Annotated in this window: 21 protein-coding genes and 3 tRNA genes; 15 read left to right on the top strand and 9 right to left on the bottom strand. The window is 64.9% G+C overall.

The window, feature by feature from the left end:
- The first annotated feature begins 61 nt into the window (after positions 1 to 61).
- A complete protein-coding gene (locus M1248_RS05325; protein ID WP_317147756.1) occupies positions 62 to 229 on the top strand; it encodes a hypothetical protein in 168 nt (55 codons plus the stop codon).
- Positions 226 to 2,781 (top strand): AAA family ATPase, encoded by a 2,556-nt coding sequence (locus M1248_RS05320; protein WP_317147755.1) that lies wholly within the window; start codon positions 226 to 228, stop codon positions 2,779 to 2,781. Before M1248_RS05325 ends, M1248_RS05320 begins: the two co-directional genes overlap by 4 nt.
- 665 nt (positions 2,782 to 3,446) lie before the next feature.
- On the opposite strand, the gene M1248_RS05315 is transcribed toward M1248_RS05320, so the two are convergent.
- Together M1248_RS05315 and M1248_RS05310 are read right to left on the bottom strand one after the other, a co-directional pair.
- Positions 3,447 to 5,933, bottom strand: coding sequence for a DEAD/DEAH box helicase (locus M1248_RS05315; RefSeq protein ID WP_317147754.1), 2,487 nt, complete (start codon positions 5,931 to 5,933; stop codon positions 3,447 to 3,449).
- A 1-nt stretch (position 5,934) separates the two neighbouring features.
- The gene (locus M1248_RS05310) at positions 5,935 to 7,671 is read right to left on the bottom strand and encodes a site-specific DNA-methyltransferase (protein ID WP_317147753.1); all 1,737 of its coding nucleotides are present in this window, start codon (positions 7,669 to 7,671) and stop codon (positions 5,935 to 5,937) included.
- Positions 7,672 to 8,162: 491 nt separating this feature from the next.
- Between M1248_RS05310 and M1248_RS05305 the strand changes: the two genes are divergently transcribed.
- Genes M1248_RS05305 through M1248_RS05295 form a run of 3 tightly spaced genes read left to right on the top strand, consistent with a single transcriptional unit; the run spans position 8,163 to position 11,209 of the window.
- A complete protein-coding gene (locus M1248_RS05305; RefSeq protein ID WP_317147752.1) occupies positions 8,163 to 8,864 on the top strand; it encodes a hypothetical protein in 702 nt (233 codons plus the stop codon).
- Positions 8,833 to 9,957, top strand: coding sequence for an XRE family transcriptional regulator (locus M1248_RS05300; RefSeq protein ID WP_317147751.1), 1,125 nt, complete (start codon positions 8,833 to 8,835; stop codon positions 9,955 to 9,957). The genes M1248_RS05305 and M1248_RS05300 overlap by 32 nt, the downstream gene beginning before the upstream one ends.
- A 46-nt stretch (positions 9,958 to 10,003) precedes the next feature.
- Positions 10,004 to 11,209, top strand: coding sequence for a Shedu immune nuclease family protein (locus tag M1248_RS05295; RefSeq protein WP_317147750.1), 1,206 nt, complete (start codon positions 10,004 to 10,006; stop codon positions 11,207 to 11,209).
- A gap of 256 nt (positions 11,210 to 11,465) precedes the next feature.
- Here M1248_RS05295 and M1248_RS05290 read toward each other — a convergent pair.
- A tRNA-Leu gene (locus M1248_RS05290) sits at positions 11,466 to 11,548 on the bottom strand.
- A 259-nt stretch (positions 11,549 to 11,807) separates the two neighbouring features.
- Between M1248_RS05290 and M1248_RS05285 the strand changes: the two genes are divergently transcribed.
- The 7 genes from M1248_RS05285 (at position 11,808) to pknB (ending at position 21,548) form a co-directional block, all read left to right on the top strand.
- Positions 11,808 to 13,250: a DUF3662 and FHA domain-containing protein gene (locus M1248_RS05285; RefSeq protein WP_163732660.1), complete on the top strand. Its 1,443-nt coding sequence runs from the start codon at positions 11,808 to 11,810 to the stop codon at positions 13,248 to 13,250.
- 152 nt (positions 13,251 to 13,402) lie between these two features.
- Entirely contained in the window at positions 13,403 to 13,870 is a 468-nt protein-coding gene (locus M1248_RS05280; protein WP_163732657.1) for an FHA domain-containing protein FhaB, read from the top strand.
- Positions 13,867 to 15,450 carry a PP2C family protein-serine/threonine phosphatase gene (locus tag M1248_RS05275; RefSeq protein ID WP_317147749.1) on the top strand — a complete coding sequence of 528 codons (1,584 nt, stop codon included), beginning with the start codon at positions 13,867 to 13,869 and terminating at the stop codon, positions 15,448 to 15,450. Before M1248_RS05280 ends, M1248_RS05275 begins: the two co-directional genes overlap by 4 nt.
- Positions 15,447 to 16,859, top strand: coding sequence for an FtsW/RodA/SpoVE family cell cycle protein (locus M1248_RS05270; RefSeq protein WP_317147748.1), 1,413 nt, complete (start codon positions 15,447 to 15,449; stop codon positions 16,857 to 16,859). Before M1248_RS05275 ends, M1248_RS05270 begins: the two co-directional genes overlap by 4 nt.
- Positions 16,856 to 18,331, top strand: coding sequence for a D,D-transpeptidase PbpA (pbpA, locus tag M1248_RS05265; RefSeq protein ID WP_163732648.1), 1,476 nt, complete (start codon positions 16,856 to 16,858; stop codon positions 18,329 to 18,331). Before M1248_RS05270 ends, pbpA begins: the two co-directional genes overlap by 4 nt.
- A complete protein-coding gene (locus M1248_RS05260) occupies positions 18,328 to 19,677 on the top strand; it encodes a protein kinase domain-containing protein (protein ID WP_317147747.1) in 1,350 nt (449 codons plus the stop codon). Before pbpA ends, M1248_RS05260 begins: the two co-directional genes overlap by 4 nt.
- On the top strand, positions 19,674 to 21,548 hold the full coding sequence (gene pknB, locus M1248_RS05255; protein ID WP_163732642.1) for a Stk1 family PASTA domain-containing Ser/Thr kinase: 1,875 nt from the start codon (positions 19,674 to 19,676) through the stop codon (positions 21,546 to 21,548). Before M1248_RS05260 ends, pknB begins: the two co-directional genes overlap by 4 nt.
- Here pknB and M1248_RS05250 read toward each other — a convergent pair.
- Both M1248_RS05250 and M1248_RS05245 read right to left on the bottom strand, forming a co-directional pair.
- Positions 21,526 to 22,200 carry an aminodeoxychorismate/anthranilate synthase component II gene (locus M1248_RS05250; RefSeq protein WP_163732639.1) on the bottom strand — a complete coding sequence of 225 codons (675 nt, stop codon included), beginning with the start codon at positions 22,198 to 22,200 and terminating at the stop codon, positions 21,526 to 21,528. The two genes, pknB and M1248_RS05250, sit on opposite strands and share 23 nt — an antisense overlap.
- Positions 22,201 to 22,228: 28 nt before the next feature.
- Positions 22,229 to 22,978: a DUF881 domain-containing protein gene (locus M1248_RS05245; protein ID WP_163732636.1), complete on the bottom strand. Its 750-nt coding sequence runs from the start codon at positions 22,976 to 22,978 to the stop codon at positions 22,229 to 22,231.
- A gap of 82 nt (positions 22,979 to 23,060) precedes the next feature.
- Between M1248_RS05245 and crgA the strand changes: the two genes are divergently transcribed.
- Complete coding sequence (gene crgA / locus M1248_RS05240) at positions 23,061 to 23,324, top strand: cell division protein CrgA (RefSeq protein ID WP_163737982.1); 264 nt, start codon at positions 23,061 to 23,063, stop codon at positions 23,322 to 23,324.
- A gap of 155 nt (positions 23,325 to 23,479) precedes the next feature.
- Positions 23,480 to 23,896, top strand: a complete 417-nt coding sequence (locus M1248_RS05235) for a PH domain-containing protein (protein ID WP_317147746.1) — start codon at positions 23,480 to 23,482, stop codon at positions 23,894 to 23,896.
- A gap of 3 nt (positions 23,897 to 23,899) precedes the next feature.
- Here M1248_RS05235 and M1248_RS05230 read toward each other — a convergent pair whose 3' ends face one another.
- Complete coding sequence (locus M1248_RS05230) at positions 23,900 to 24,427, bottom strand: peptidylprolyl isomerase (RefSeq protein WP_163688787.1); 528 nt, start codon at positions 24,425 to 24,427, stop codon at positions 23,900 to 23,902.
- Between the two features lie 105 nt (positions 24,428 to 24,532).
- Between M1248_RS05230 and cwsA the strand changes: the two genes are divergently transcribed.
- The gene (cwsA, locus tag M1248_RS05225) at positions 24,533 to 24,964 is read left to right on the top strand and encodes a cell wall synthesis protein CwsA (RefSeq protein ID WP_163732630.1); all 432 of its coding nucleotides are present in this window, start codon (positions 24,533 to 24,535) and stop codon (positions 24,962 to 24,964) included.
- A gap of 192 nt (positions 24,965 to 25,156) precedes the next feature.
- On the opposite strand, the gene M1248_RS05220 is transcribed toward cwsA, so the two are convergent.
- The 3 genes from M1248_RS05220 to M1248_RS05210 all read right to left on the bottom strand — a co-directional run bounded on the left by M1248_RS05220 (position 25,157) and on the right by M1248_RS05210 (position 26,629).
- A complete protein-coding gene (locus M1248_RS05220) occupies positions 25,157 to 26,104 on the bottom strand; it encodes a YncE family protein (protein WP_317147745.1) in 948 nt (315 codons plus the stop codon).
- Positions 26,105 to 26,341: 237 nt separating this feature from the next.
- Positions 26,342 to 26,414 (bottom strand) — tRNA-Ala (locus tag M1248_RS05215).
- Between the two features lie 141 nt (positions 26,415 to 26,555).
- Positions 26,556 to 26,629 (bottom strand) — tRNA-Ile (locus M1248_RS05210).
- Positions 26,630 to 26,679 lie beyond the last annotated feature (50 nt).

The following is a 26,679-nucleotide window of genomic DNA, read 5'->3' as shown; positions in this document are numbered from 1 at the left end:
AGTTTCTCAACAAGATGAAACGGTTCCGGCTGACGGTGGTGGTCAGTAGGCTGCCGTTTCGATGAGCGACCTTCTGCCCAACCTTGATGCCTTGCGCAGCCAACTCACTGGTGACGCGGCCGGTCAGCAGGACGCCCGCGTCCTGGCCGACGCAATCGCTCATGCCACGACCGAGACGGATCTCGACGACGCCCTTGATGCGGTCATCGCCACCTGGCGGCAGCCATGACTCACGCCAAATCTGCGACGACTCGACTGGTGTCGCTGGAGATCCGCGGGTTCAGAGCGTTTGGTACGGAGCCCCGCACGCTCGACCTCGACGCCGGACTGGTGGTCATCCACGCCGGAAACAGCCAAGGTAAGACCAGCCTCGCGGAGGCCATCGAGTTTTTGATCAGCGGCCGCAGTAGCCGCCGGGAACTACTTGGCGGCGCGAAGGCGGAATACAACGACAGCCTGCGCAACGCCCACCTGGCCGAAAGCGATACCGACGTCTACGTCCAGGCCGTCATCCGCGACGCTGCGGGAAACACCCACCAGGTGCGCCGGGAATTGCTCTGCGACTTTAGTCAGGGCACCGAGTGCGAAAGCCGACTGCTCATCGATGGCGCCGAGGCCGCCGACCTCGCCGGCGTAGGCCTGGCGCTGGCCGACCCACCGGTACGTGCGCCCGTTCTGCTGCAGCACATCTTGCGCCACGTCCTATCGACCGAACCTAAGCAGCGCGTCGGCTACTTCAAGGCGCTGCTATCGCTGACCGACCTGGACTCCTTCCGCGAACGCGTCCGGTCAGCACGCGGCCGGGTGGAAGCCGAACGACCCGGCGCGGCGTTGCAACGCGTCAACGCTCTCACCGACACGCCTGCAGCGTCAGCGGGCACCGCCATCAGCGCGTTGATTAAGAAGCCGCTTACCTCCGATGCCGCGCGCACCTCTGTCGACAAGGCGCTGCGCGCCGCGGGGGGTGCGATCCTGGCCGATGCTGAAGGTGTCGAACCCGCCTTCGAGACTGTCGACGATCTTGCCGTCGCCCTCAGGGAGGCGCTCGACGCGCAGCGCGAGCGCGCATTCCCACTCTCGGCGTTCGCAGTGACTGAGCTATCCGAAAGTCCGGTCAGTCCAGACCTGGAGCCGTACGCCACCGCATTGGCTGAGTTCGACCAGCACACTGCTCGGCTCACGCCGGTCCTCGACGCGCTGATGGGCATCGAGGAGTACGCGCAGCTCGATCACGCTGCGACTTGTCCGGTGTGCGGCACCAACGACGCGTTGACCCCTGATCGGATCGACGTCCTCCGCGATCACTTACGCCGTACCCGAAGCCTTGGCGATGTGGCCAAGTCCGCCGCCGAGGCGCTCGCTACCAAACGTCACGAACTTGATCAGTTCACCGCCGCGGCTGCCGCGGCAACACCTGCGGTCGCGACGTGGACAGACGAACAGTTGGCCGTCGCCGACGACGCATTGCGCAGCTTGCGAGTCGACGCCGCATTACTGACCGCCACAAGAACCGCCACAGCGCCCGTGGCCACAGCCGCCAACGACCTGACCACCGCCGTGGCTGCAGCCCGCAGCACCGTTGAAGAGACCAGCGACGCCGTGGGCTCGCGCCAACCGCTCCCTGAGGGGCTCGCCGCCCGCTACCTGGGCATCGACAGCGCAGCCCGTCGACTCCGCGAAGCCAGCGCGGACTACTCCACCCACGCCGCGGCGCTGCGCAGTGCCGTCGAAGACGCCGCCCGTGAACGCATCACCATCAGCGGGTTGACCGAACTAGCCGATCTGGTGGCAGTGCGGACCGAACTGATTACCGATGTCGTCACCGAAGCCATCCGCCAACGCACCATTCGACGACTCACTGCTGCCGACAAAGCCCTCCGCGACGGTGCCGGAGCGGTCCTCGACGGCCGGTTTGCCCAGATGAGCGACACCATCACCAAATGGTGGTCCACCATCCGCCCCGAAGAACTCGTTGGCTTCGGTGGCATCAAGCGCCGAGCTGCCGGCGCGCTGTTCGTCAACCTGATCGCTGATCTCCGCGTCGACGCCACCAGTACCCCTGTAGAACGAGAAGCCCTTGGCGTCTATAGCGATTCGCAGCTCAACGCGTTGGGACTGTCCATCTTCTTGGCACGCACCGAACTGCTCGGCGCTCCGATCGTCGTCCTCGACGACCCGATCCCCGGCAGCGACGCCGGCCATCGACTGACGTTCGTCCAGTACACCCTGGGCGCCCTGCTGGAGGCCGGCACGCAAGTCATTTTGACCACGTTCGATAGCAAGCTCGCTGAATGGTCGTACACCAACCACGGCAGTGCGGACTTCCTGGCCTACAAGCTCGACCTCATCGACATCCGGGCGGGCACCGAGCCCACCCAGACCACCGACACCTTCGGACAGCTCATGCTCGACGCTGAGGAAAATCTGCACGCCCCCACGGCGAAGGGCCGTCGCTCGGCGTGCAACACCATGCGCTCGGCTGCTGAACGGCTCGCCAAGCAGATCATCGCCACCGGTCTGACCGACGCCGGCACCCCCACGACGATCACCGATGTCGAGGCCAAGACCACCAAATTCGCTGACCTGCTCACCTTGCTGTATCCCTTTGTTGTTGAGGGAAATTCAGAGAAGGGCCAGTGGAAGACCCTGCCCAAGGTGCTCAATCCCGGCAGTCACGACGACGACGTACCGTCCACCACGGACCTCAAGGTCATCTTTGGTAACCTCCGCCGTATTAACAAGACCCACCAGAAGCATTGGCCTGGCGGGCTCATCAAGTGAGCCGGCCGCTGACGCTCCCCTAGACTTGCGTTCAGATTCATGCCTGGTAGGCGGATGCAATGGCTTTGGACACAGCTCCTCTGCGTCTTCGAGACGGCCTAGACAAATGGACCCGAGCGCTGACGGCGACGAAACCGGAATGGTATAGAGCAGGTTGGCCAGGCAACGGCCAGTACGCCGGTCAGGGGTGTCGCGGTAGGGGACCGCCCTGCTGCGCGGTCCACTGCCGTGAGACCGAATGATGCCGAGTGGCTAAGGGGACACCAGCACCCTCCGGACAGGACGAACACTCTGGGACGAACACTGCGACGATTCTATCGGGGGAAGTCCGGTACGCATCAGTGAACCACCAATCGACGGAGCCGCCGCAGCGCGGGCACGTCAGCTCCCAGTCGCGGTGATCGATCCCCATGTACTGCGGCATACGCCCAGTTTAGTAGTGCGCTCCTAAGTCGGCCGGAGCTGCTTGGTGCAGCACTTCGTTGCGTCTCCTCGATTCAAAGAATTACGGACGTTCAATCGCGATCACCTCAGCCCCAGGGTCGAACTCTGAGGGCACGCGTCCTGCCGGTTCTCGTCGTACCTTCCGTCCCAAAACGCTCGTTATCGAGACGCTTTCACACGACGCCACCACCGTGAAGAGATGTGGGGGGCCTTGAGCAAAGCTACTCGGGATCGGTCACGACTTTGAGCGCCACCCACGACCCGGCGGCCTTGATGGCCGACTCCGTGGCGAACATGTAATGCCATTCACCGCAATCCTTTTCATAGTCGCGGACCTGCCGCGCCCAGGTCTCCGCCGTCTCCTTCTTGCGGAGGACGTCCGCGTCGTTCGCCGACCGGTCGGCCTTGCCCTCGATCAGCCAATACGACCCGGCTGTGTCGATGGCGATAAAGTCCGGGAAATAGTTCCCGTCCTGTGTTGTCGGGATGAACGCGGGACCGTTTGTATACAGCCGCAGCCACCATGCGATGTCCGGGTCTCGATCGAGTAGGTGAGCGATTTTCCACTCTGTCGTTCCGGCGTCGAACTCAGCTGTGGGCATGATATTGCGCTGCCATCCCCTGAAATGGACGCGCTTGACGAACTGGTCGTTGTGAGCGTCGAGCGGCGATTCGACGATGACAGGCTCGATCGGAAGTGTCACCGGGACAAGGTCATACTTCATTTCCCGCGCACGCCGACCGTATGCGGTGCGGATCAGCGCACTCATGCCGCTGATCGCCTGCTGTCGGCGGTTCTCACCCCACTCTGCGGTCTCAGTCCCGTCCACGACGCCGGCGCCTTTGAGGAAAGCATCGGTAATGCGGCGAGCAGCGCGCTTCTCGGAGGCGGTCTCCGCGGCCTGCCTGAATATGGCCGTTGTAAGGTCCTCCCGAATGGTGTCCATACCAGTCAGGGCCTGTTGAGCCTCGACGTTGTCCTGCGGCTGAATCGTGATAACTATGTCGTCATCCGTGCGCTCGGCCACCAAGGCGTCTAGCGATAAGAACGTCGGCACCTCGGCGACGAACCGGGCTCCGGCGGCCCGTGCATCCCCATCCGGGATATCGGACAGCGAGAACGCGGCATAAGTCATCCTCGATTGCCGCCGCGGGAACACTACCTGCGGCGCTCCGTCACAGCGATACATCGGCTGCGGCGTCGGAGTGCCTGTTCGTTCCTCGGTCTGGATGACGAACAGCGCAGCCTCGCCGTCGTCGCCCTCGCCGAGGATGATCAGCGGACGCGGTATTCCAGGGGCGGCTTCGTCTGACTCGTCGTCGCCGCGGATCTTCTCCGGGCCAGACTCCTCGGCTCCGTCGGGCGAGATACGCGGCATTGCGTCATCGAGCGGGTTCAGGACCCCAGCCGTGGTGGCGGCGCCATGCTCGTCGACCTCAATCTGAGCTGGTGGAGTTTCTATGCGCTCGCGCAACACGTCCTTCTGTGCAAGTAACTGCTGATAGGAGTCGTGGGCGACTAGGTCGATCTGGTCGACCGTGGACAGCCCAGTCAGAGAACCGAACGGCAGGCGTAGGCCCCGGCCGAGGATCTGCTCGGTCAACCCCTGGGAAGCGAGTCGTCGAAGCGCAACGATGACCGCGATGTTGCGGACGTCCCAACCTTCCCGGAGCATGTTCACACTCACGATGGCGCGGATCGGTGAGTCCTGTGATTCGCAGGCCGCCAACGCAGTAAGCGCTTCGTCGGAGGACTGCGAGGTGATCGTGAGAACTGCGCCGCCATTGCCGATAAAACCGTCTTGGGCGAGGAGCTGCGAGACCTCGTTGGCATGGTCGATCGAGGTGGACACGACGAACAGGATCGGCCTGACCGGCGGCAAGTCCGGCCGGGTTTGCAGGAAGCTCAGATAGGCGTCTTCCTTCTTCCTCAGTAAGTGGCATGCATCGGCAAGTTGAGTCCGTTCGTCCTTTGTGCCGTCCGTCCGGTGCACGATCACCGGGGTCTTGACGTAACCGTCGGCGATAGCTGCGCCGAGGGTGTACTGGAAGCACACCTTGCCGAGATCGGAGGTGGCCGGGGTGGCGGTTAGGCCTATTAGCGCGCGAGGGTTCAACTCGCGGATCGCCGCCGAGAACGCCGCGGCTCTCTCGTGGTAAATGTGGTGCTCGTCGGCAATAACGAGCAGGTCGTCTGCCCCTTCTAGGTACGCGTAGAGGTCATCCCCGAGGTTCTCGTCGGTCGCCCGAATTCTCCGCGATACTCTGTCCGTTGGCCGGATTAGCTGCTGGACGTTGAACACGAACACCTTTAGTTCCGCGTTGTCACGCAAGGCAGCGGCGATGCTCGCAGACCGGTAGTTGTCGGGCGTGATGACCACGGGTGCGTGCTCGGCGCCGGCGACGTACTTCGTGCTTGCGGCGTCGAAATTTGCGAGCGTTTTGTTCTGGATGACGCTGCCTGGGGTGACCACGAGGACATGGCGGACTCCCTGCGCTGCGGCGTAGTCCACTAGCGACGACATCAGGTAGGTCTTTCCCACGCCGGTGGCGAGGTCGGCCACCAACTCGGGAAACTGGTCGGTGCAGCCATCCGCGGCGAGTGCCTGGACGACCGCTTCGAGCGCGTGTCGATTGGGGTCCCGCAGATCGAAACGCGCCGATATTTCGTCGATCAGCGCATCGTCGAAGGTGAAGTTCACAGCCATCTCATTTCACCACCCTTCGCGGGAATAGGTCCCGGGGTGCCTTCTTCATCCGCGAGCCCGGTGACAACTCGGCAAGTAGGGCTTGAGCATCAGGCAGTACCACCTTCGCCACCAGGACCGCCCTCTCCTTGTCCTGCAGGTGCTCGACCACCGTACGCACCACAACCTCATCGGCCACACCGTCGATCACTGCGAGACGTTGGCGCCCACGGATTCCGCAGAAGACTGGGTGGTCAGGGGTCAGCGTGAACTTGAGCTGCGCTGCAACCGCCTTCGACCATTCGCCGTTGACGGCCGCCGCCGACATGTAGGTGTCGCCGTCGTCATCGTCGACCTCATACATCGACGGACCAACGACGAGATGGGTGAACCCGCCACCTCCAACCCAATTCATGGTCTTCTTATCCCGTGTCTTCGTCGCAGCTTTGAGGGCTCGGACCGTCGGGACGTGGAGGTCATCGCGGTCCTTGATCACCTTTCCGAGCAGTCGATTGAACTCCTGAGCCTCCTTCGGAGTCATGCCTGGAAGGCCATCCGCAGTCGCATCCACACGTTCCACTGACACGGTGACACCGCCTGGGTCGGTGCCGGCCACTACGCGCACCAATCGCCGCTTCGTGAACGTCTCCATGGTTGCGGGCAGCAGCTCGCTGGTCACCCAGCGGCGGCCCATCTTGTGCGCCACGGCAGCTGTCGTTCCTGAACCGGCGTAGCAGTCGAGCACGAGGTCTCCGGGGCGTGTCCCGATGGTAAGAATCCGTTCAAGCAGCCGTTCCGGCTTGGGGGTAGGGAAAGGGTTGACTTCGGAGAACATCGCTTTGATCTCGGCCTTTGCTTCACGGTTGTGCCCGACAGCACCGTTCGACCACCATGTCGACGGTGCGAGCCCCTGATTCGGCACATATGCTTTGCGTCCGAACCCGCCCTCGCCACCGGAGCGCAACACGATGGCTGGCCAGGTTCCCGCGTTGTACCGTGCAAGCGCGCGCTCCCGTGCGATCTCAAGCGGCTCGGCGAGCATGACACCACAAACGCCAGATCGAACTTCGTCCACCGGGACACCGCAGAGGTCCGCGCGCTTGGCTGAATCGTCGATGTCACGCAGCTCGTATGCCGCGTACTCGCTCACAGCTGCGAGGATCTGGGCTTGTTCCGTCCACCAACACCGACCACGAGCTGGATATACAAGCTCACCCGTTATCGGATGCTGTACCGCGTAGACCATTCCTTGGTGCGTTCGGGCGCCCGGAGCAGACGGGTTGTCGTCGAACCACGGCAACGGGTCTCCGTCTGGTGAGCTGAAGCGCGCATCCGACTCGGGTGTCCGGGGGAGCCGTTCGGGCCGCCACTCCGCGGACGCCCGATAGACGAGGATTGTGTCGTGATCCACCGACAGTTGCGCGGCGTCGTTTCGGGTGGAATCCGCTTTCTGCCATACGACTTCGGCGACGAAGTTGTCCGAACCGAAGACCTCGTCAAGAACGCTGCGGCAGCGGTGCACTTCCACGTCGTCCAAGTGAACCCAAATGGACCCATTCTTCGCGAGCAACGGTTTCATCTGCAGCAGCCGATCGCGGATCATGGTCAGCCAGATCGAGTGCTCGATGTTGTCCTCGTAGTGCGAACTTGGGAATGCCTGTTGCGTGTTGAATGGCGGATCGATGTACACCAGCTTCACCGAACCGAGGTACTTGGCTGCCCACTCAGGTGTCTTTGCGAGCGCGTCGAGTGCGTGCATAGCGTCGCCCGTAATGAGGAGGTTGTCAGTTGTAGGCGGTGGGAGGTCATCCGGCCGGCCATCTGCAGCGGAACCACCATCTACGCGCTCTATTTCGTGGAGGAGCCGAACCTCACGCACGCGGGGGTCGTCGCGATCGGTAAATGTGTAGTCGTATCGCCCGTCGCCCGCGGATAGCAGGGCCTTATCCTTATCGGTCCAGGTCAGTTCCAGCCGGCCGGTGTGCTTCGCCACGGTCCTCCATCTCGTGTCCTGATCCGCTGGTGAGCCTAGTCATTGCACCCGGCGGCAGCCGGCAGCGCCGCCGAAAAGTTCAATCAGGCCGGCTGGCACGTGCACGAGTAGCGACTCCGCGAGGTTGTGGTCCGGTGACGGTTGTGAGCTCGCGTTTCATCACTGGCCGCGACACGCCGAGATGATTGTTCTGACCTCTATATTGTCTGGTTTTGTGCAAGAATGTGAGGGCCGTCCGCCGTCGTTAGGACACCTTCGTGACATATCCGACGCCCGCATTGTCCACTTTGATCGTGCCGCCTGAACTGGCTGACGAGTACCTGCTCCTTCTCGGAATTCCGACCAGCGTGATTCGTCAGGCGGTCTCACTAGGCGACCTGCGGGCAGCGGATATCGATACGTTTCATCCGCGCGGTGCAGCCGGTGTGACCAGATGGATTGGGACCGTTGGTGGACTTCGTCGCGGCATGGTGGGCGGTCAGGACTGGAAATCCAAGGACGCGCTCAACCGTCCCACTGTGGAGCGCGCCGATGGGAAAGTGACACTGTCGGTGGTCGGCTGCGACGAGGCAACAGGGGACGTGGATTCGCTGGAAGGACCTCGCGCCTCCTACCGTCGGGGACCGGCCACGATTGCCGCAATCCGCGGCCAACTGGAGTTGATTAGCGTCGCAGCATTGATACCCGGCGAGCCGGTTGCACCCTTATCAATCGATGATGCGCCGCCTTTGGGGCAGTGGTTCTTGCTCTATCACCGAGCCGAAGACGGCGTACGGTCGGAAGTGTCATTCGCGGCCGGCATTGATGAGCAGGGTGAGGAGCGCAAGACGGGTCAGTTCACCGGCTGGAATGTCCGCGTGATTCTTGACCCGTTCCAGCCCGACTCGACCGAGCCCATAAAGCGGCCTCTTGACGTGGGGGGCGACGATGTCGACTTCACGATCGTCCGTGCTTCCTGACAGGTTTCTCGATCCCGATCGCATCCGCATCGCCCGCGCTCGCCGTGGCTTCACTAAAGCCGATCTTGCTCGGCTTTTAGGGGTGACGCCACGCACAATCACGAGGTATGAATCTGGTGATGCGCCGAGGGAATCCGTGGATGCGTTGGCACGTCTGTTGGAGTTTCCAGCGTCGTTTTTCACAGCTGCCAACGCGCCTGAGATCGAGGTAGCGTCGGTCAGCTTTCGCGCTGCACGACGGGCCACGGCGAGGAGCCGCAATGCGGCGGTAGCAGCTGGTGCAATCGGGATCGAGGTCGATCGCTGGATCTCCCAGCGGTTTGTTCTTCCCACGGTTGACGTGCCGGCGCACCCGGAGATGGATCCGCGATTGGCAGCGCGGCTGGTGCGTGCTCAGTGGGGACTGGGAACCCGGCCACTTCCAAATGCGGTGCAGTTGGCCGAATCACGCGGAGTGCGGGTATACACGCTGCCGCCGATCGCCGAAGAAGTCGATGCTTACTCGGCATGGCACACCGCGCGGCCGTACATTTTCTTGTCTCGACGGCGGTCGCCTGAGCGAATGCGATTCGACGTTGCGCACGAGCTGGGGCATTTGGTCCTGCACCCGGCTGCCGCATGCGACGACGCCGCGCAGGAACGTGAGGCTGATGCGTTCGCATCGGAGTTCCTCGTTCCTCTTGATGCGATCCCTGAGTACCTGCGAAGTAATCCGTCTCTGGCCGAGTTGCTGCGGGTGCGAGACCAGTTCAAGGTGTCGGCGATGGCTCTGGCTTACGCGACACACGCCGCAGGCCGGATGACCGATTGGGCCTATCGGAATACATGTATTGAGTTGTCCGCGCGGGGATTTCGTAGCAGTGAGCCGGGTGGAATGGCTGCCCACGAGATGTCTCGGGTGTTCCCGCAGATATTGGGTTCGCCGAGCAACGTTTTCGCTCGGCACATTGCCGCGGACCTACACGTGCCGGTCGAGGAAGTGCGCGCATTGACGTTTGGCGTTGAACTGGGCTGTGCGACGCCAGCCACAGATGTACCGGCCGCGCAGGCGACGGCTGATGTCGGCTATCAGCGTCTGCAGGTGGTCCGATGATCGCTTCGCCGCCGTGTCGCGGAGGCACTGAAGGGTTGGGTCGCCGATGTACGAATTTGTAACCCCTGCGGACCCCAACGAAGTGACCTACGCCGAAGGCCGCTTGCCGACACGGACCTACGCAACGCGTAGCTTCCTTGCGCAGTTCGGCCGCGACGCCGGCCATCCGTCCCGGTACATCTATCGCGTGTTCGATGAGGTCGCTGCAGCCGACGATGATCAATGGGAATGGACGAACGACGTGGTTTTCACAACGCCTGCTGGCCGCAAGCAACTCCAGCTGCAAATTGCCCGCGATCGGGGGGCGGTGCGCAAGCTTCGCGTCCAGAAGGTCCCCACCAATGGCGATGCCACCAAACTCGAGACTGTGCTTGAGCTCGATCGCGACCAGGCCACCCGCCTGATCGACATGCTGCGCGCCGTCGACGCGATCCCGGTGGAAGGTGACGCATCCGTCTACGTCGACGATCAACTCCTGCGTGACCTATTTGCCGACCCCACCGCTGTCAGCAGCCTCTATTCGCAGGATCCGGAGAAGTTCCGGGCCCTCATCGAAACCGATGCGGAGGCCGACGACGTCATCGCGCTTCAGCGTCGCAAGCTGGTAGCTGAGATGATGCGCCGCTGGCTCACCGATGACGAAGAATTCGCTGTGGCCGCGGCCGAGGCACGCGGGCCGGAACGGGCATGGCAGCGTCTTCTAGAAGAGAACCCCTGGGTTCTCGGCATCGGGTTGGGTGGTCAGCTCCTGACAGCCTGGGATAGCCGGCAGCTCGAACAGACCGTCGTCGGGCGCAGTATCAGCGGCGTGGGCAAGCGAACCGATGCGCTCCTGCGTACGGCCGGCGTCATTCGCTCCCTCGCCTTTGCAGAGATCAAGCACCATCACACCCCGTTGGTTGACAGCGAGTATCGGTCGGGTTGCTGGACGCCGTCGACCGAACTGTCTGGGGCGGTCATTCAGATCCAACAGACAGTTCATCTGGCGTGCCGCGATATCGGCGACTACTTGCAGGACACCTCCAAAGACGGGGAAATATTGCAGTCCGGCGCGTTCCTGCTCCACCCCCGCTCCTTCGTAATCGCAGGCAGGCTGGACCAACTCACCGGTTCTGCCGGCGGCCCCATCGCAGACAAGTTTCGAAGTTTCGAGCTGTTTCGACGCAACCTCCACGAACCAGAGATCGTCACCTTCGATGAGCTCGTCGCACGTGCCGAATGGCAAGTCGAAGCGGCAGCTCGTCCGGCGTAGGGGATTGCCAGGTTCAGGAGGCGCAGGTGGTGACGCACAAGCCCGGACCGCGGATGGTGTTGTCCGGATGCAGACCGCGGTTACTTCTCGCCCGCGGCTTCAGGCGAGCTGTTACCGGTTTCCGGGATTCAGTCGGGTAAGTCCCCCCGCAGGGCCCGATTTACCGAGAAATAAGGCGAGTCCCGACAAACACAAAGGTCACGAACCATTTCTGGTTCGTGACCTTTGTGGTCGCAGTTCGTAGAACCGCTCATTGTGGGCGAAGGGGGACTTGAACCCCCACGTCCCGAAGGACACTGGCACCTGAAGCCAGCGCGTCTGCCATTCCGCCACTCGCCCCAACAACCGGGGAAGACTATCACGCACAACACCGTGCTCCCCAACCGTGCCGATGCGGTGCTCGGGGCCGGGACGTCTTCCGGACAAACGCCGCTGACCTGCTGGGTTTCAATTCTCAGAATTCCATTGGTCACGCGCCGACGTGCCGGGCCGATACCATGCAGACAAGGGTGGTGGCCAGGCGACACGCGTGTGAACAGCAGGGTGCGCACCCCGGTCACCGGCAAGGCGACCGACAACAAATGAGGTAGGCGGTGATATGGGTCTGGTCGACCGTTTTGAGCGAAAGCTCGAGTCGACCGTTGGCGACGCATTCGCCCGGGTATTCGGCGGATCGATCGTTCCGCAAGAGGTCGAGGCGATGCTTCGGCGCGAGGCAGAGACCGGTGCGCGTGAATTGGCCGCCGGGCGAGTTTTGGCGCCAAACGACTACGTCATTACCCTCAGTGTGCCTGACTATCAGAAGGTGAGTGCCGACCCGGACCTCACACCAACGACTTTTGCCAAGCACTTGGAGGGATACATCCATGAGCAGGGATGGCAAACGTATGGTGATGTGGTCGTCAGGTTCGAACAATCATCCAGCCTGCACACCGGACAATTTCGCGCGCGGGGGGCGGTCAATCCCGACTCCACCAGTGGCGATCCCGCCTCACCACCCCGAGACCTTTCGTCCAACGCAGAATCAGGAGTACCGATGAGCGACAACCCGACGCAATATGGCGGCCAGGCTCAGGGGCGGCCCGGCGACGAGTACTACGACGACCGATACGGCCGGCCAGACGACCGCGGACAGGATCCCCGCGGCCCCTACCCGCCGCAGGAGCAGGGCGGCTACCCGCCCCAGCGCGACGCGGGCTACCCACCGCGCCAGGGCGGCTATCCCGACCAAGGTGGATATCCCGACCAGGGCGGCTACCCCGACCAGGGCGGCTACCCGGACCAGGGGGGCTACCCACCGCCGTCATACGAGCAGCGGCCGCCTGCCGGCTACGGCCCACCCCAGGGCGGCGGCGGATACCCGGATCAGGGCTACCGTCAAGCACCCGCACCCGGCGGCTACGGCCCGCCCCCAGGTGGCCAGCAGCAGGGCTACCAGCCGCCCGCGAGTGATTACGACTACGGCCGTCCGCCTGCGCCATCGCGGCCCGACGACGGTGGCTACGGCCGCCCGTCCTATCCCGATCAGGGCGGTTACCCCGACCAAGGCGGCTATCCCGATCAGGGCGGCTACGGCGGGCAGGCCTACGGCCGTCAGGACCAGGGCTACGGAGGCCAGCCCGACTACGGGCGCTACGACCAGGGCGGTGCCGGCTACGCCGAGCCCGGCTACGGCGAAGCCCAGGGCGGATACGACTACGGCCAGCCCGCGGGCGGCGGCTACGGCTACGGGCAGAGTGACTACCCCGCTGCCGGCGCCACCGTCACGCTGCAGCTCGACGACGGCAGCGGCCGGACCTATCAGCTGCGTGAAGGCGCGAACGTGATCGGTCGCGGACAGGACGCTCAGTTCCGCCTGCCCGACACCGGCGTCTCCCGCCGGCACCTGGAGATCCGCTGGGACGGCCAGGTCGCCCTGCTCGCCGACCTCAACTCGACCAACGGCACGACGGTCAACAACGCACCGGTCCAGGAGTGGCAGCTCGCCGACGGCGATGTCATCCGGCTGGGCCATTCGGAGATCGTCGTTCGCGTGCACTGAGGCTCGGCCGATGCGGCCGGCCCTCAACCGGGAGAAGCTGTCGGCTTCTCCCCATGCAGCTGGCCGTCCAAGTATCGTGACGTTGCCGAAGGTGGCGACTTCGATTTGGTTGTCGATGCGACGGAAACGAATGGGGACGGAGAGGACGTCAGATGCAGGGGTTGGTACTGCAACTGACACGCGTCGGCTTCCTGTTGCTTCTGTGGTTGTTCATCTGGTCGGTGCTGCGGATCCTGAGGACCGACATCTATGCACCGACCGGAGCAGTCATGGTGCGACGGGGACTGCCGTTGCGGGGCTCGCTGCTGCCCAACCGCGGCCGCCGGAACGTGGCACGGCAGCTGGTGGTCACCGAGGGAGCGCTCGCGGGAACGCGCATCACCTTGGGCACCCAGCCGGTGCTGATCGGCCGCGCCGACGACTCAACTCTGGTTCTCACCGACGATTACGCCTCGACACGGCACGCAAGGCTGTCCCGTCGAGGTTCGGAATGGTACGTAGAAGACCTAGGATCGACCAACGGCACATACCTCGACAGGGCCAAGGTGACGACTGCGGTACGCGTTTCGATGGGGACGCCGGTTCGAATCGGCAAGACGGTAATTGAGCTGCGCCCGTGACACTGGTGCTTCGATACGCCGCGCGCAGCGACCGCGGCCTGGTCCGCGCTAACAACGAGGACTCCGTTTACGCGGGTGCGCGGCTGCTCGCGCTGGCCGACGGCATGGGTGGTCACGCGGCCGGCGAGGTCGCCTCGCAGCTGGTGATCGCGGCGCTGGCCCATCTCGACGACGACGAACCCGGCGGCGACCTGCTGAGCAAGCTCGACACCGCGGTCCGGGAGGGGAACTCCGCCATCGCCGCGCAGGTCGAGGCGGACCCCGAGCTCGAAGGCATGGGCACCACGTTGACCGCGATCCTGTTCGCGGGCAATCGTCTTGGCCTTGTCCACATCGGCGACTCCCGCGGCTATCTGCTGCGCGACGGTGAACTGACCCAGATCACCAAGGACGACACTTTCGTCCAGACACTGGTCGACGAGGGCCGCATCACGCTCGAGGAGGCGCACAGCCATCCGCAGCGGTCGCTGATCATGCGCGCGCTCACCGGTCACGAGGTCGAGCCCACCCTGATCATGCGCGAGGCCAGGGCCGGGGACCGTTACCTGCTGTGCTCCGACGGGCTGTCCGATCCGGTCAGCCACGACACCATCCTCGAAGCGCTGCAGATCCCCGACACGGCCGAAAGTGCGGACCGCCTAATCGAATTGGCCCTGCGGGGCGGCGGACCCGACAACGTGACGGTCGTGGTGGCCGACGTCGTCGACTACGACTACGGCCAGACCCAGCCGATTCTCGCCGGCGCGGTCTCCGGTGATGACGATCAGACCGCGCCGCCCAACACGGCAGCGGGCCGCGCGTCGGCATTCAACCCGCGCCGCAATGTGGCCAAGCGGGTGGAACCCCCTCCAGAGGAGCCGGTTCGTGCACCGAGATCGCGGCGGCGAATGTTCATCGCCGCCGCGCTTTTGATTTTGGTGGTCGTAGCCGGTCTGGTCATCGGCCGCGAGGTCGTGCGCAGCAACTACTACGTCGCCGCGCACGACGGCACCGTGTCGATCATGCGCGGCATACCCGGGTCGATCCTCGGCGTCGCGATGCAGGAAACCTACCGGCACGGTTGCCTGACCGCCCGCAACGATCTCAACCTCATCGCACCGGGCCAATCGCCGTCAGGCTGCCAGCTTTTTCGCGTCACAGACCTGAAGCAGGCCGACCGGGCTCAGGTGGAAGCGGGTCTGCCCACCGGTTCCGAAGACGACGCCATCGGCCAGATCAACAAGCTCGCCCAGGGTTCGGTGTTGCCGGTCTGCCCGCCGCCGCCCACCACTCCGTCGCCGTCACCGCGCACCACGGCTGTCCCGCATTCGCCGGATCCGTCGAATTCTCCTGGGCTGCCTAACAATCCACCAACTAGCACGACCGCAGGCCAGCCGAGCGAACGCAGCTCGACACCGGCGCCGGAAACCCCGCGGACGGTTTCGAAGCCGCCTCCCGCTCCCGGATCGGACACTCCCCAGTCGCCCGAAACGTCGTCCCCTGCCCCACCGCCCACCCCTCCACCCCCACCGTCTCCGACCGTCACCGCGCTCCCCCCGCCACCGCAGGTACCCGGGACGGACTGCCGGGAATTGTCATGACCACCCAGCCGCAGTCACCGGTGGCCGTCACTCCCCCGCTTCCGAACAGGCGCAACGCCGAGTTGTTCCTGCTCGGCTTCGCCGCGGTCATCACCACGGTCGCGCTGCTGCTCGTCGAGGCCAATCAGGAACAGGGCCTGCGTTGGGATCTGGCGCAGTACGCCGTCGCGTATCTGGCGCTGTTCGCCGGTGCGCATCTCGCGGTGCGACGGTTCGCGCCGTACGCCGACCCACTGCTCCTCCCCGTCGTCGCGCTGCTGAATGGGTTGGGGCTGGTGATGATTCACCGTCTGGACCTCGCCGAAGGCGTGCAGATCCAGCGCGGCCTCGGCGGTACCGCCGACCAGCAAATGCTGTGGACCCTCCTGGGCGTCGTCGGCTTCTCGCTCATCGTGATCTTTCTGCGGGACCATCGCATGCTCGCGCGCTACGGCTACGTGTGTGGGCTCACCGGTCTGGTCCTGCTGATCATCCCGGCGGTCCTGCCCAGCTCGATGTCCGAGCAGAATGGCGCGAAGATCTGGATTCGGTTGCCGGGCTTCTCCATTCAGCCGGCCGAGTTCTCGAAGATCCTGCTGCTCGTCTTCTTCGCCTCGGTCCTCGTGTCCAAGCGCAGCGTGTTCACCAGCGCGGGCAAGCACTTCCTCGGCATGGACCTGCCCCGGCCCCGCGACCTCGCGCCACTGCTGGCGGCATGGATCGCGTCGATCGGCGTGATGATCTTCGAGAAGGACCTGGGCACCTCGCTCCTGCTGTTCGCGTCCTTCCTGGTGATGGTTTACATCGCAACCGACCGGCTGAGCTGGGTGGTCATCGGCCTGGCACTGTTCGCCGCGGGAAGCGTTGCGGCATATCACCTTTTCGGTCACGTCCAGGTTCGCGTACAAAACTGGCTGGACCCGTTCGCCGACCCCGAGGGCGCCGGCTACCAGATGGTGCAGGCGATGTTCAGCTTCGCCACGGGCGGGATCTTCGGTACCGGTCTGGGCAACGGGCAGCCTGGCACGGTGCCGGCCGCGTCGACCGATTTCATCATCGCAGCCATCGGTGAGGAACTCGGTCTGGTGGGCCTGGCAGCCGTCCTGATGCTCTACACCATCCTGATCATCCGCGGCCTTCGCACGGCGATCGCGGTGCGCGACAGCTTTGGCAAGCTGCTGGCCGCCGGGTTGGCATCCACGCTGGCGATCCAGCTGTTCATCGTCGTGGGCGGCGTGACGAAGCTGATCCCGTTGACCGGTCTCACCACACCGTGGTTGTCCTACGGCGGGTCGTCACTGCTGGCCAACTATCTGCTGCTGGCGATCCTGGTCCGGATATCCCATTCCGCACGGCGCCCCATCGTCACCAGCCCGCAGTCCGCGACCCCGATCGCGGCGGTGAGCACCGAGGTGATCGAGAAGGTATGAACACCTCACTGCGCCGCATCGCCGTCTCGGTCATGGTCCTCGTCGTGCTGCTGCTGGCCAACGCCACGCTCACCCAGGTATTCACCGCGGACGGCCTGCGGTCGGATCCGCGCAACCAGCGGGTGCTGCTCGACGAGTACTCGCGTCAGCGCGGCCAGATCTCGGCGGGCGGCCAGCTGCTGGCGTATTCGGTGTCGACCAACGGCCGGTTCCGCTTCCTTCGCGTGTATCCCAATCCGTACGCCTACGCGCCCGTCACCGGGTTCTACTCACTGCAGTACTCGAGCACCGGACTCGAGCGCGCCGAGGACACCGTGCTCAACGGGTCGGATCAACGCCTGTTCGGGCGGCGGCTCGCCGACTTCTTCACCGGCCGTGACCCGCGCGGCGGGAACGTCGACACCACCATCAAACCCCAAGTGCAACAAGCGGCCTGGGACGCGATGAAGGACGGCTGCGACGGCCCGTGCAAGGGCTCGGTGGTAGCACTCGAGCCGTCCACCGGCAAGATCCTCGCAATGGTGTCGTCGCCGTCCTACGATCCCAATCTGCTGGCCACCCATAACCTGGAGGAACAGTCGGCCGCCTGGCAACGGCTGCGCGACGATCCCGAAGCACCGCTGCTGAACCGTGCGATCTCCGAAACCTATCCGCCCGGATCGACATTCAAGGTCATCACCACCGCGGCGGCACTCGAAACCGGCGCGAACGAGAACACCCAGGTGACGACCGCGGCGCGAATCCCGTTGCCGGACAGCACCGCGACCCTGGAGAACTTCGACGGCTCCACGTGTGGTCCCGGCCCGACGACCACGCTGCGTCAGGCCTTCGCAAAGTCGTGCAACACGGCATTCGTCGAGCTCGGCTTGGACGCGGGAACGGATGCCGTGCGATCCGCGGCGCAGTCCTTCGGGATGGACACCCCGCCCCCGATGATTCCGCTGCAGGTCGCCGAGTCGACCGTGGGACCGATTCCCGACGACGCCGCGCTGGGCATGTCGAGCATCGGGCAGAAGGACGTCGCGGTGACGCCGTTGCAGAACGCATTGGTGGCCGCGACCATCGCGAACGACGGGGTGACGATGCGTCCGTACCTGGTCGATAGCCTTAAGGGACCCGACCTTGCCAATATCGGTTCAGCGGCGCCGCAGGAAGAGCGGCGGGCGGTGTCGCAGGAGGTCGCCGATACACTGACGGATCTGATGGTCGCCGCTGAGCAGGTCACGCAGCAGAAGGGAGCCATCGCCGGCGTGCAGATCGCTTCGAAGACCGGCACGGCGGAGCACGGTACCGATCCGCGCAACACCCCACCGCATGCCTGGTACATCGCATTCGCCCCGGCGCAGGCACCCAAGGTCGCCGTCGCCGTGCTGGTCGAGGACGGGGGCGACCGCTTGTCCGCCACCGGAGGGGCGCTGGCCGCGCCGATCGGGCGGGCCACGATCGCCGCAGCTCTGCGGGAGGGAACATGAGCCCGCGCGTTGGAGTGACGCTGTCCGGCCGTTACCGGCTGCAGCGGCTCATCGCCACCGGCGGCATGGGCCAGGTCTGGGAAGGTATCGACTCCCGGCTGGGCCGCCGCGTCGCGGTCAAGGTCCTCAAGGCCGAGTACTCCGAGGACGCGGAGTTCGTCGAACGGTTCCGCGCCGAGGCGCGCACCGTGGCGATGCTCAACCACCCCGGTATCGCCAGCGTGTACGACTACGGCGAAACCGACATGGACGGTGAGGGCCGGACCGCCTACCTGGTGATGGAACTCGTCAACGGCGAGCCACTGAACTCGGTGCTCAAGCGGACCGGCCGGCTCTCGCTGCGCCATGCGCTGGACATGCTCGAGCAGACCGGCCGGGCGCTGCAGGTCGCCCACACCGCGGGGCTGGTACATCGTGACGTCAAGCCGGGCAACATCCTGATCACGCCGACCGGTCAGGTGAAACTCACCGACTTCGGCATCGCGAAGGCCGTCGACGCCGCCCCGGTCACCCAGACCGGCATGGTGATGGGCACTGCCCAGTACATCGCCCCCGAGCAGGCGCTCGGCCATGACGCCACCGCGGCCAGCGACGTGTACTCACTGGGAGTCGTTGGCTACGAGTCTGTTTCGGGCAAGCGGCCCTTCACCGGAGACGGTGCGCTGACCGTCGCGATGAAGCACATCAAGGAGACGCCTCCGCCGCTGCCCGCCGATCTGCCGCCCAACGTGCGCGAGCTGATCGAGATCACCCTGGTCAAGAATCCGGGTATGCGGTATCGGTCCGGCGGGCTGTTCGCCGACGCGGTCGCCGCGGTCCGCTCGGGGCGGCGTCCCCCGCGGCCGAACCAGGCGCCGGCACTCGGCCGGGCCACCCCCGCGGCCGTGCCCTCGGCCGCGCAGGCTCGCGCCGCCGCGGATCTGAGCACGCGTTCCCCGGTCACCGCCGCCCGGCCCCGTCCGGCCACCGGAAGCCATCGCCCTCCCCCGGCGCCGTCTCGCGGCACGTTCTCCTCGGGCCAGCGGGCGCTGCTGTGGGCGGCCGGCGTGCTCGGTGCGCTGGCCATCGTCATCGCGATTCTGATCGTGCTCAACGCTCAGGACCGCAAGGACCAGGAGCAGACACCGCCGCCGACGATCACCGACACGATCACCGAGACCACGCCCTTCTCGCCGACAGCGATGCCGGAACGGCCCGGGCAGGCAGGTGTCGGCGATGGTGGGGCAGAATTCGGGGTAACCCGACTCAATGCGATCGCGTCCCCGGCAACGGTGCAGGTGATGCCTCCGCTCTCCGAGCCGCAGGGCACACGGTCCTCATCAACGCCAGAACAGACATTGCAATGACAACCCCGCAACACCTGTCCGACCGGTACGAACTCGGCGACATCCTGGGCTTCGGCGGCATGTCCGAAGTCCATTTGGCGCGCGATCAGCGGTTGCACCGCGACGTCGCCGTCAAGGTGCTGCGCGCAGACCTCGCCCGCGATCCGAGCTTCTATCTCCGGTTCCGACGGGAGGCGCAGAACGCCGCCGCGCTGAACCACCCCGCCATTGTCGCGGTCTACGACACCGGTGAGGCGGAGACGCCCAACGGCCCGCTCCCCTACATCGTGATGGAGTATGTCGAGGGCGTCACGCTGCGCGACATCGTGCACACCGAGGGGCCGATGGAGCCGCGTCGGGCCATCGAGGTGATCGCCGATGCGTGCCAGGCGCTGAACTTCAGCCACCAGCACGGGATCATTCACCGCGACGTCAAGCCCGCAAATATCATGATCAGCAACACCGGCGCGGTGAAGGTGATGGACTTCGGCATCGCGCGCGCGCTCGCTGACGCCAACAACGTCACCCAGACCGCCGCCGTGATCGGCACCGCGCAGTACCTGTCCCCCGAGCAGGCGCGCGGCGAGAAGGTCGACGCCCGCTCCGACGTGTACTCGCTGGGCTGCGTCCTGTACGAAATCCTTACCGGCGAACCACCTTTCGTCGGTGATTCACCGGTCGCCGTGGCCTATCAACACGTCCGCGAGGACCCGATACCCCCGTCACAGCGCCACGAAGGCATCTCCCCCGAGTTGGACGCCGTCGTCCTCAAGGCCCTCGCAAAGAACCCTGACAACCGGTACCAGACGGCGGCGGAGATGCGCACCGATCTGGTGAAGGTGCACAGCGGCGAGCAGCCCGACGCACCCAAGGTGTTCACCGACGCCGAGCGCAGCTCGTTGATGTCAGCCGCGCCGGGCGACCACCAGACCGAGCCGATCGACCCCGTCGGGCGAGCGCAGCCCCGGTACATCGAGCGGGAGCGGCGCGGCTCGGTCGGCCGCTGGCTGATCGCGGTGGCAGTGCTCGCCGTGCTAACCGTACTGGTGACGCTGGCGATCAACACCTTCGGCGGCAGCACCCGCGCCGTCCAGGTGCCCGACGTCAGCGGCAAGGTGTCCGCCGACGCGATCGCCGAGTTGCAGAACCGCGGGTTCAGAACCCGCACGCTGCAGAAGCCCGACTCCAACGTGCCTCCCGACCATGTCATCGGCACCGACCCAGCCGCCAACGCGTCGGTCGACGCCGGCGACGAGATCACCATCAATGTGTCCACCGGCCCCGAGCAGCGTGAGATCCCCGACGTCAGGAACCTCAGCTACGACGACGCCGTCGAGAAGCTCGCCGACGCGGGCTTCGAGAACTTCAGGCCGTCGTCGTCGCCGTCGACACCGGAGATGAAGGACAAGGTGCTCGGCACCAATCCGCCGGTCAACCAGACGTCGGCGATCACCAACGAGATCACGATCGTGCTGGGCGCGGGCCCCGAGACGCGTCCCGTCCCTGACGTGAAAGACCAATCGCAGGACAGCGCGGTACAGATCCTCACCGCGTCGGGCTTCACCACTACCGTCCCGGTTCAGGTGGACAGCACCCTTCCGGCCGGTCAATTGATCGGCACCAATCCGCCTGCGGGACAAACCGTTCCGGTCGATACGGTGATCCAGCTGCAGGTCTCGCGCGGCAACCAGTTCATCATGCCGGACCTACGCGGCCAGTTCTGGACCGACGCCGAGCCGCGAATGCGTGCCCTCGGCTGGACGGGCGTGCTGGACCGCGGCGGCGACGTGCAGAACAGCGGTCAGCGCACCAACGCCGTGGTGACCCAGAGCCCGTCCGCGGGGACCGCTGTGAACTACGACAGCCGGATCACGCTGAGCTTCGCGTCGTAGCGGCGGCGACGGCGGTCGCAACTTCGTCCTCCAGCCGACGGACGAGGGTCTCGGACGGCGCGGCGCCGCAGTAGCCCAACCAGTTGGCCAGCATGCGGTGCCCGCCCTCGGTCAGGATCGACTCGGGGTGGAATTGCACACCGTGAATGGGCAATTCGACGTGCCGCACGCCCATGACCACGCCACCCTCGGTGCGGGCGATCACTTCGAGTTCGGCCGGCATCGTCTCGGGGAGAATGGTCAGCGAGTGATAGCGCGTGGCGGTGAAAGGATCCGGAAGACCTTGCAGCACACCGCTATTGGAGTGGTGCACCGTGCTGGTCTTGCCATGCAGCAGTTCGGGCGCACGGTCGACGGTGCCACCGAACGCCACGCCGATCGCTTGGTGGCCCAGGCACACGCCGAGCAGCGGCGTCGCGGCCGCCGCGCAGGCCTTCACGAGGGGGATCGACGCGCCCGCACGTTCGGGGGTACCGGGGCCGGGGGAGAGGAGCACCCCGTCGTACGTCGCCGCCACCTTGGCGATGTCGTCCTCGGTGCCCAGCCGGTCGTCGTCGTTGCGCCAGACTTCGGCGTCCACCCCGAGCTGGCCCAGGTACTGGACGAGGTTGAACACGAAGCTGTCGTAGTTGTCGACGACGAGGACACGCATAAGGCCAGGTTACCGGTCTTTCGCCGGGTCAGTAGCCGACGGGTCCCGCGGGCTTGGCGAACTTCATCCGCACCGGCTCGCGGTAGCCCACCAGGTCGACCTGCGTCCGTGGCTCCTCGGTGTAGCCGAGCCCGAACCGGACCACGTACTGGCGGTACAGCGTGACCAACGGCGCGGCGGCCAGGGCGTCCTGCATGACTTCCGCGTCGCCGATCGCGGTGATGACGTACGGCGGGCTGTAGGTCCGTCCGTTGAGGAGCAGCGTGTTGCCCACACAACGCGGCGCCGAGGTGCCGATGATCCGCTGGTCCTGCATCTGGATGCCTTCGGCGCCCGCACTCCACAGCGCGTTGAGCACGGCGTCGATGTCCTGCTGGTGCACGACGAGGTCGTCCGGGGTTGCGTCGCGGGGGAAGCGGCCCTCAGCGTCGCGCTGCGCGTCGTTCAGCGTCACCACCAGGCCGGGCCCGCGCATCGGTTCCAGGCCGGCCTCGACGGCCAGTTGGGCCGACCGCTTGGTGATCGCGGCCAATGCCGCGTCTGCCCCTGGCGAGCCGCCGTGATGGGTGTCCAGGGTGCTCGCCAGCGAGTCACGTTCTGCGGTCAGTCGATCCACCGACTGTTGTGCTTCGCGCACGAGGTCGACCAACCGGGGCGCATCGCTGCGTCTGATCTCGCCACCGTCGGACACATTGTGGGTCGCAGCCAGCAGAAGCCCGGCCAGGAGGCAGACCACGGGCACGCCGAACCGCCACACGGACTTCGACCTGGGCGCCATTGGCGTGTCTCCTGGAGGTGGTGCCTGCGATAGGCTAGGTACATCGTCGCACCGTGTGACGCCGTCTGTCCCGAAGGTACGCATGCCCAAGTCCAAGGTTCGCAAGAAGAACGACTTCACGATCAGCCCGGTGAGCCGGACCCCGGTCAAGGTGAAGGCCGGACCGTCCAGCACCTGGTTCGTGGTGTTCTTCGTCGGCCTGATGCTCATCGGTCTGATCTGGCTGCTGGTGTTCCAGCTGGCGTCCTCCGCGATCCCCTTCCTCGCGGATCTCGGCCCGTGGAACTACGCGATCGCGTTTGCCTTCATGATCAGTGGGCTCTTGCTCACCATGCGCTGGCGCTGAGTAATACAACGAGCGGTATGAATTCATCCACGCTTCCGCGCGTTACCCGTTTAGCAACCTCCCGGTCACCAGATCACACCGTTGTTATTCATCCCCATTGGGGATAGCACTTGTGGATAACGTCATTAGCAACGGTAAAAGGGTGTTAGCGAGCCGTGCAGCAAACTGAGTGGAGTCCACCCACGCTCGGCATCGCGGCCCTCGGCGTAGGCGGCCTTATCTTGGCTGTGGGCGCTGTGACGCTGATCACAGACCCGCCGGGACGTGTCCTAGTTGGCATTGCCGCGGTCGGGTTAATTGTGTTTGCAAGCTTGTCGTGGCGTGCGCGACCCAAGCTGGCAATCAAGAATGACGTCCTCGTCAGCCGCGGTCGGATGGGAGAAACCGAGCTGCGGCACGCCGATATCAAGCTCATCCGGATCACCGAGTTCCGCCGCATCGGGCGAAAGACGCGGCTGCTGGAGATCGACACCGTCGATGACCGGCTACTTGTGTTCACCCGATGGGATCTGGGCACAGACCCACTGCACGTGCTGGACGCGCTGACCGCGGCCGGCTTCGCCGGCTCCTGAAACTCAGGCGATGGTGATGGACTCCACGACCACTGGATCGGTCGGCCGGTCGCGCTGATCGGTAGCTGTCGTCGCGATCGCGTCGACCACCTTCTGCGACTCCGGGTCCACGACCTCACCGAAGATGGTGTGCTTGCGATTCAGGTGCGGCGTCTTGCCGACCGTGATGAAAAACTGCGAGCCGTTGGTCCCCGGACCCCGGTTCGCCATGGCGAGCAGGTACGGCTTGTCGAACTGCAACTCGGGGTGAAACTCATCGGCGAACTCGTAGCCCGGGCCGCCGCGGCCGCTGCCCTCCGGATCGCCGCCTTGGATCATGAACCCGTCGATGACCCGGTGGAAGACCATGCCGTCGTAGAACGGGCCCGACGATCCGCCTGAGGCGTTACCGGTGCTGTAGTCCTTCGTGCCCTGCGCCAGTCCCACGAAGTTGGCGACGGTCTTGGGTGCGTGATTTCCGAACAGCGCGATTTTGATGTCACCACGATTGGTGTGCAGCGTCGCGGTCGCTGTCTGTATGGGGCTCGTCACGGGATGCCAGTGTGCCACGCCGCCATGAACGCTCAACGGGCACCGCTGGCTAGCGCTGCGTGGCAGTCTGGTATCGACTCCCGTTGGCCGCCAGAGAGGTGCACTATGCGCGCGAAGACCGAGATCCGCCTGACCCCCGGGCAGCGGTTGTCCCGCGGCCTCAAATATTCGGCAGTGGGTCCGGTCGACGTCACCAGGGGAGCGTTGGGCCTCGGCGTAGACGGAGCACAGTCATCCGCCGCGTGGATCGGCGATGTCTATCGCCGCAGCCGGCTCAAGGATCAGCTCCGCCAAGAGCTGGCGGCCGCGCAAGACACCATCGCGTCCGAACTCGCCGCCGCCCAGGAGGTGGTGGCCAACCTGCCGGAGGCGCTGCAAAAGGCGCGCGGCCGTCGCCGTAGGCGCCCGCTGCTGCTCGCCGTCCTCGGAGTCGGGGTGCTGGCCGGGGGAGCGGTGGCGTTCTCGATCCTGCGGCGTCCACCAACGGAGGAGCCGCCGACGCTGCAGCCGAGTGTGCCAGTCACGCCGAGGCCTTAATTGCTTGCGCGCGTGGGGTATCGAGTGTCTGAGTGGAGCCTACGAGGTTCGAACTCCTTACGTAACCGCCGGGGTTTCTGCCAGTCCCGAAGGCCTCTTCGTCGACCGGAACTCGCACGCGACCATCTGCCCATCTTCGAGGAAAATGCGCCAGCTCAAGAGGCGGAGCGCACTGGTTTGGACCTGCGATCGCTAGTCGATAGCGAAGACACAGATTCGATCTCTAACCTCGGTTGGCGTAGTTGCGCAATACAGCCGTCGGCCGTCGGAGCTGACGGCCATGCCCCCCGCGTGGCCGTCGACATCGACGCGTTGAACAACTTGGTGGGTATGGAGGTCGATGACGATCACGAGACCGCTCGCGCTCGGAAGGTGTCGGTTGTGAGCGACGTACATCTCAGCGCGCCACTCGTTGATGACCAGACTGTGCGGGTCGAACCCGACATCGATCCACTCGGTGGATGTTCCCGTGCTCGTGTCGACGATGTTTACATGCTTGTCCGCCAGCGATGCGACGTACACCAGTATGCCGTTCGGATTCACCGCTACCCCAGTCGGATCGCCTCCCATACCCGTGACGTATCCGGAGAGCTGGTTCGTGTCCGCATCGATGATGGCGAGGCTGCCACGCGCGAAGTTGCAGGACGTGAACACGCGGCGGCCGTCCGGGCTGAGCGCAACCGAGTGCGCGTACTCGCCGACGGCTATCGTCGCGAGTAATAACCAGTCCTCCGTCCGGAAGACGTAGACATTGCCGCCGCCGTGTTCCTCCGTGTCGTAGGTGCTGACGTACCCTCTACTGCCGTCCGGGCTGAATGCGGCGGACCCGGGTGCGTTACCTACGGGCAGTGTGGCGGTCACCCGATGGGTGGTGAGGTCGACGACGTAGACCTTTCCGCGTTCGCCCTCCGGTTCGCGCTGGGTAGCCGGGACCATGGCCGTGCGTTCGTCGGGACTGACGGCGATGGCTGTGGGGCGGCCGGGCAGATCAAAGCTTCCGGTGAAACCGCCGCCGACATCGACACAACCGACCCGTCGATTTTCCCATGTTGGCGCGTAGAGCACAGTGCCGCCGCGACCCAATTCGATGTCTCGGATGGAGTAGTTAACGGCGATAGTCTCCAGTAGACGAAGCGGCATTCCAGAAGATTGGCACAGGTTGTGCAATCACGCTGCGGAACTTCATGGCACTGCTACTGCTTGGGGCGTTAGTCCGCAGTCTGACGTTGGACGGATACATACATCTTTATACGCATCACACTTGGTGGCCGTCGGAGTCGCGATCAACGACCCGCTGACATCAAAACTGTGGGCGCCACGTTTGTCTCGACCACCAGACACAAAGCCATCTAGCGCGTTGACGTGCGTCAAACGAAGTGGAGCCTAGGAGATTCGAACTCCTGACATCTGCCTTGCAAAGGCAGCGCTCTACCAACTGAGCTAAGGCCCCTCGGGGAAACTTCAGGCCGGCACGTCGGCCGCTGCGTGCCACACCTCCACGCCGTGCCGTGACCGCCAGATCGCGACGGCGGCAACCGCGGCGACCGCCGTGGCGAGCATCACCACAACCCTCATGGTGTGAACCTTTCCGTGGGGCTAGGAGGACTCGAACCTCCGACCTCTTCGTTATCAGCGAAGCGCTCTAACCGCCTGAGCTATAGCCCCGTTTGTGCCGGTACGGCCGAGCGACGAGACTACCGCAATCGTAAGCTCCC

The organism is Mycobacterium sp. 29Ha (assembly GCF_032883055.1).
Taxonomy (GTDB): Bacteria; Actinomycetota; Actinomycetes; order Mycobacteriales; family Mycobacteriaceae; genus Mycobacterium; species Mycobacterium gallinarum.
This window is presented reverse-complemented; position numbering and strand designations above follow the sequence as displayed.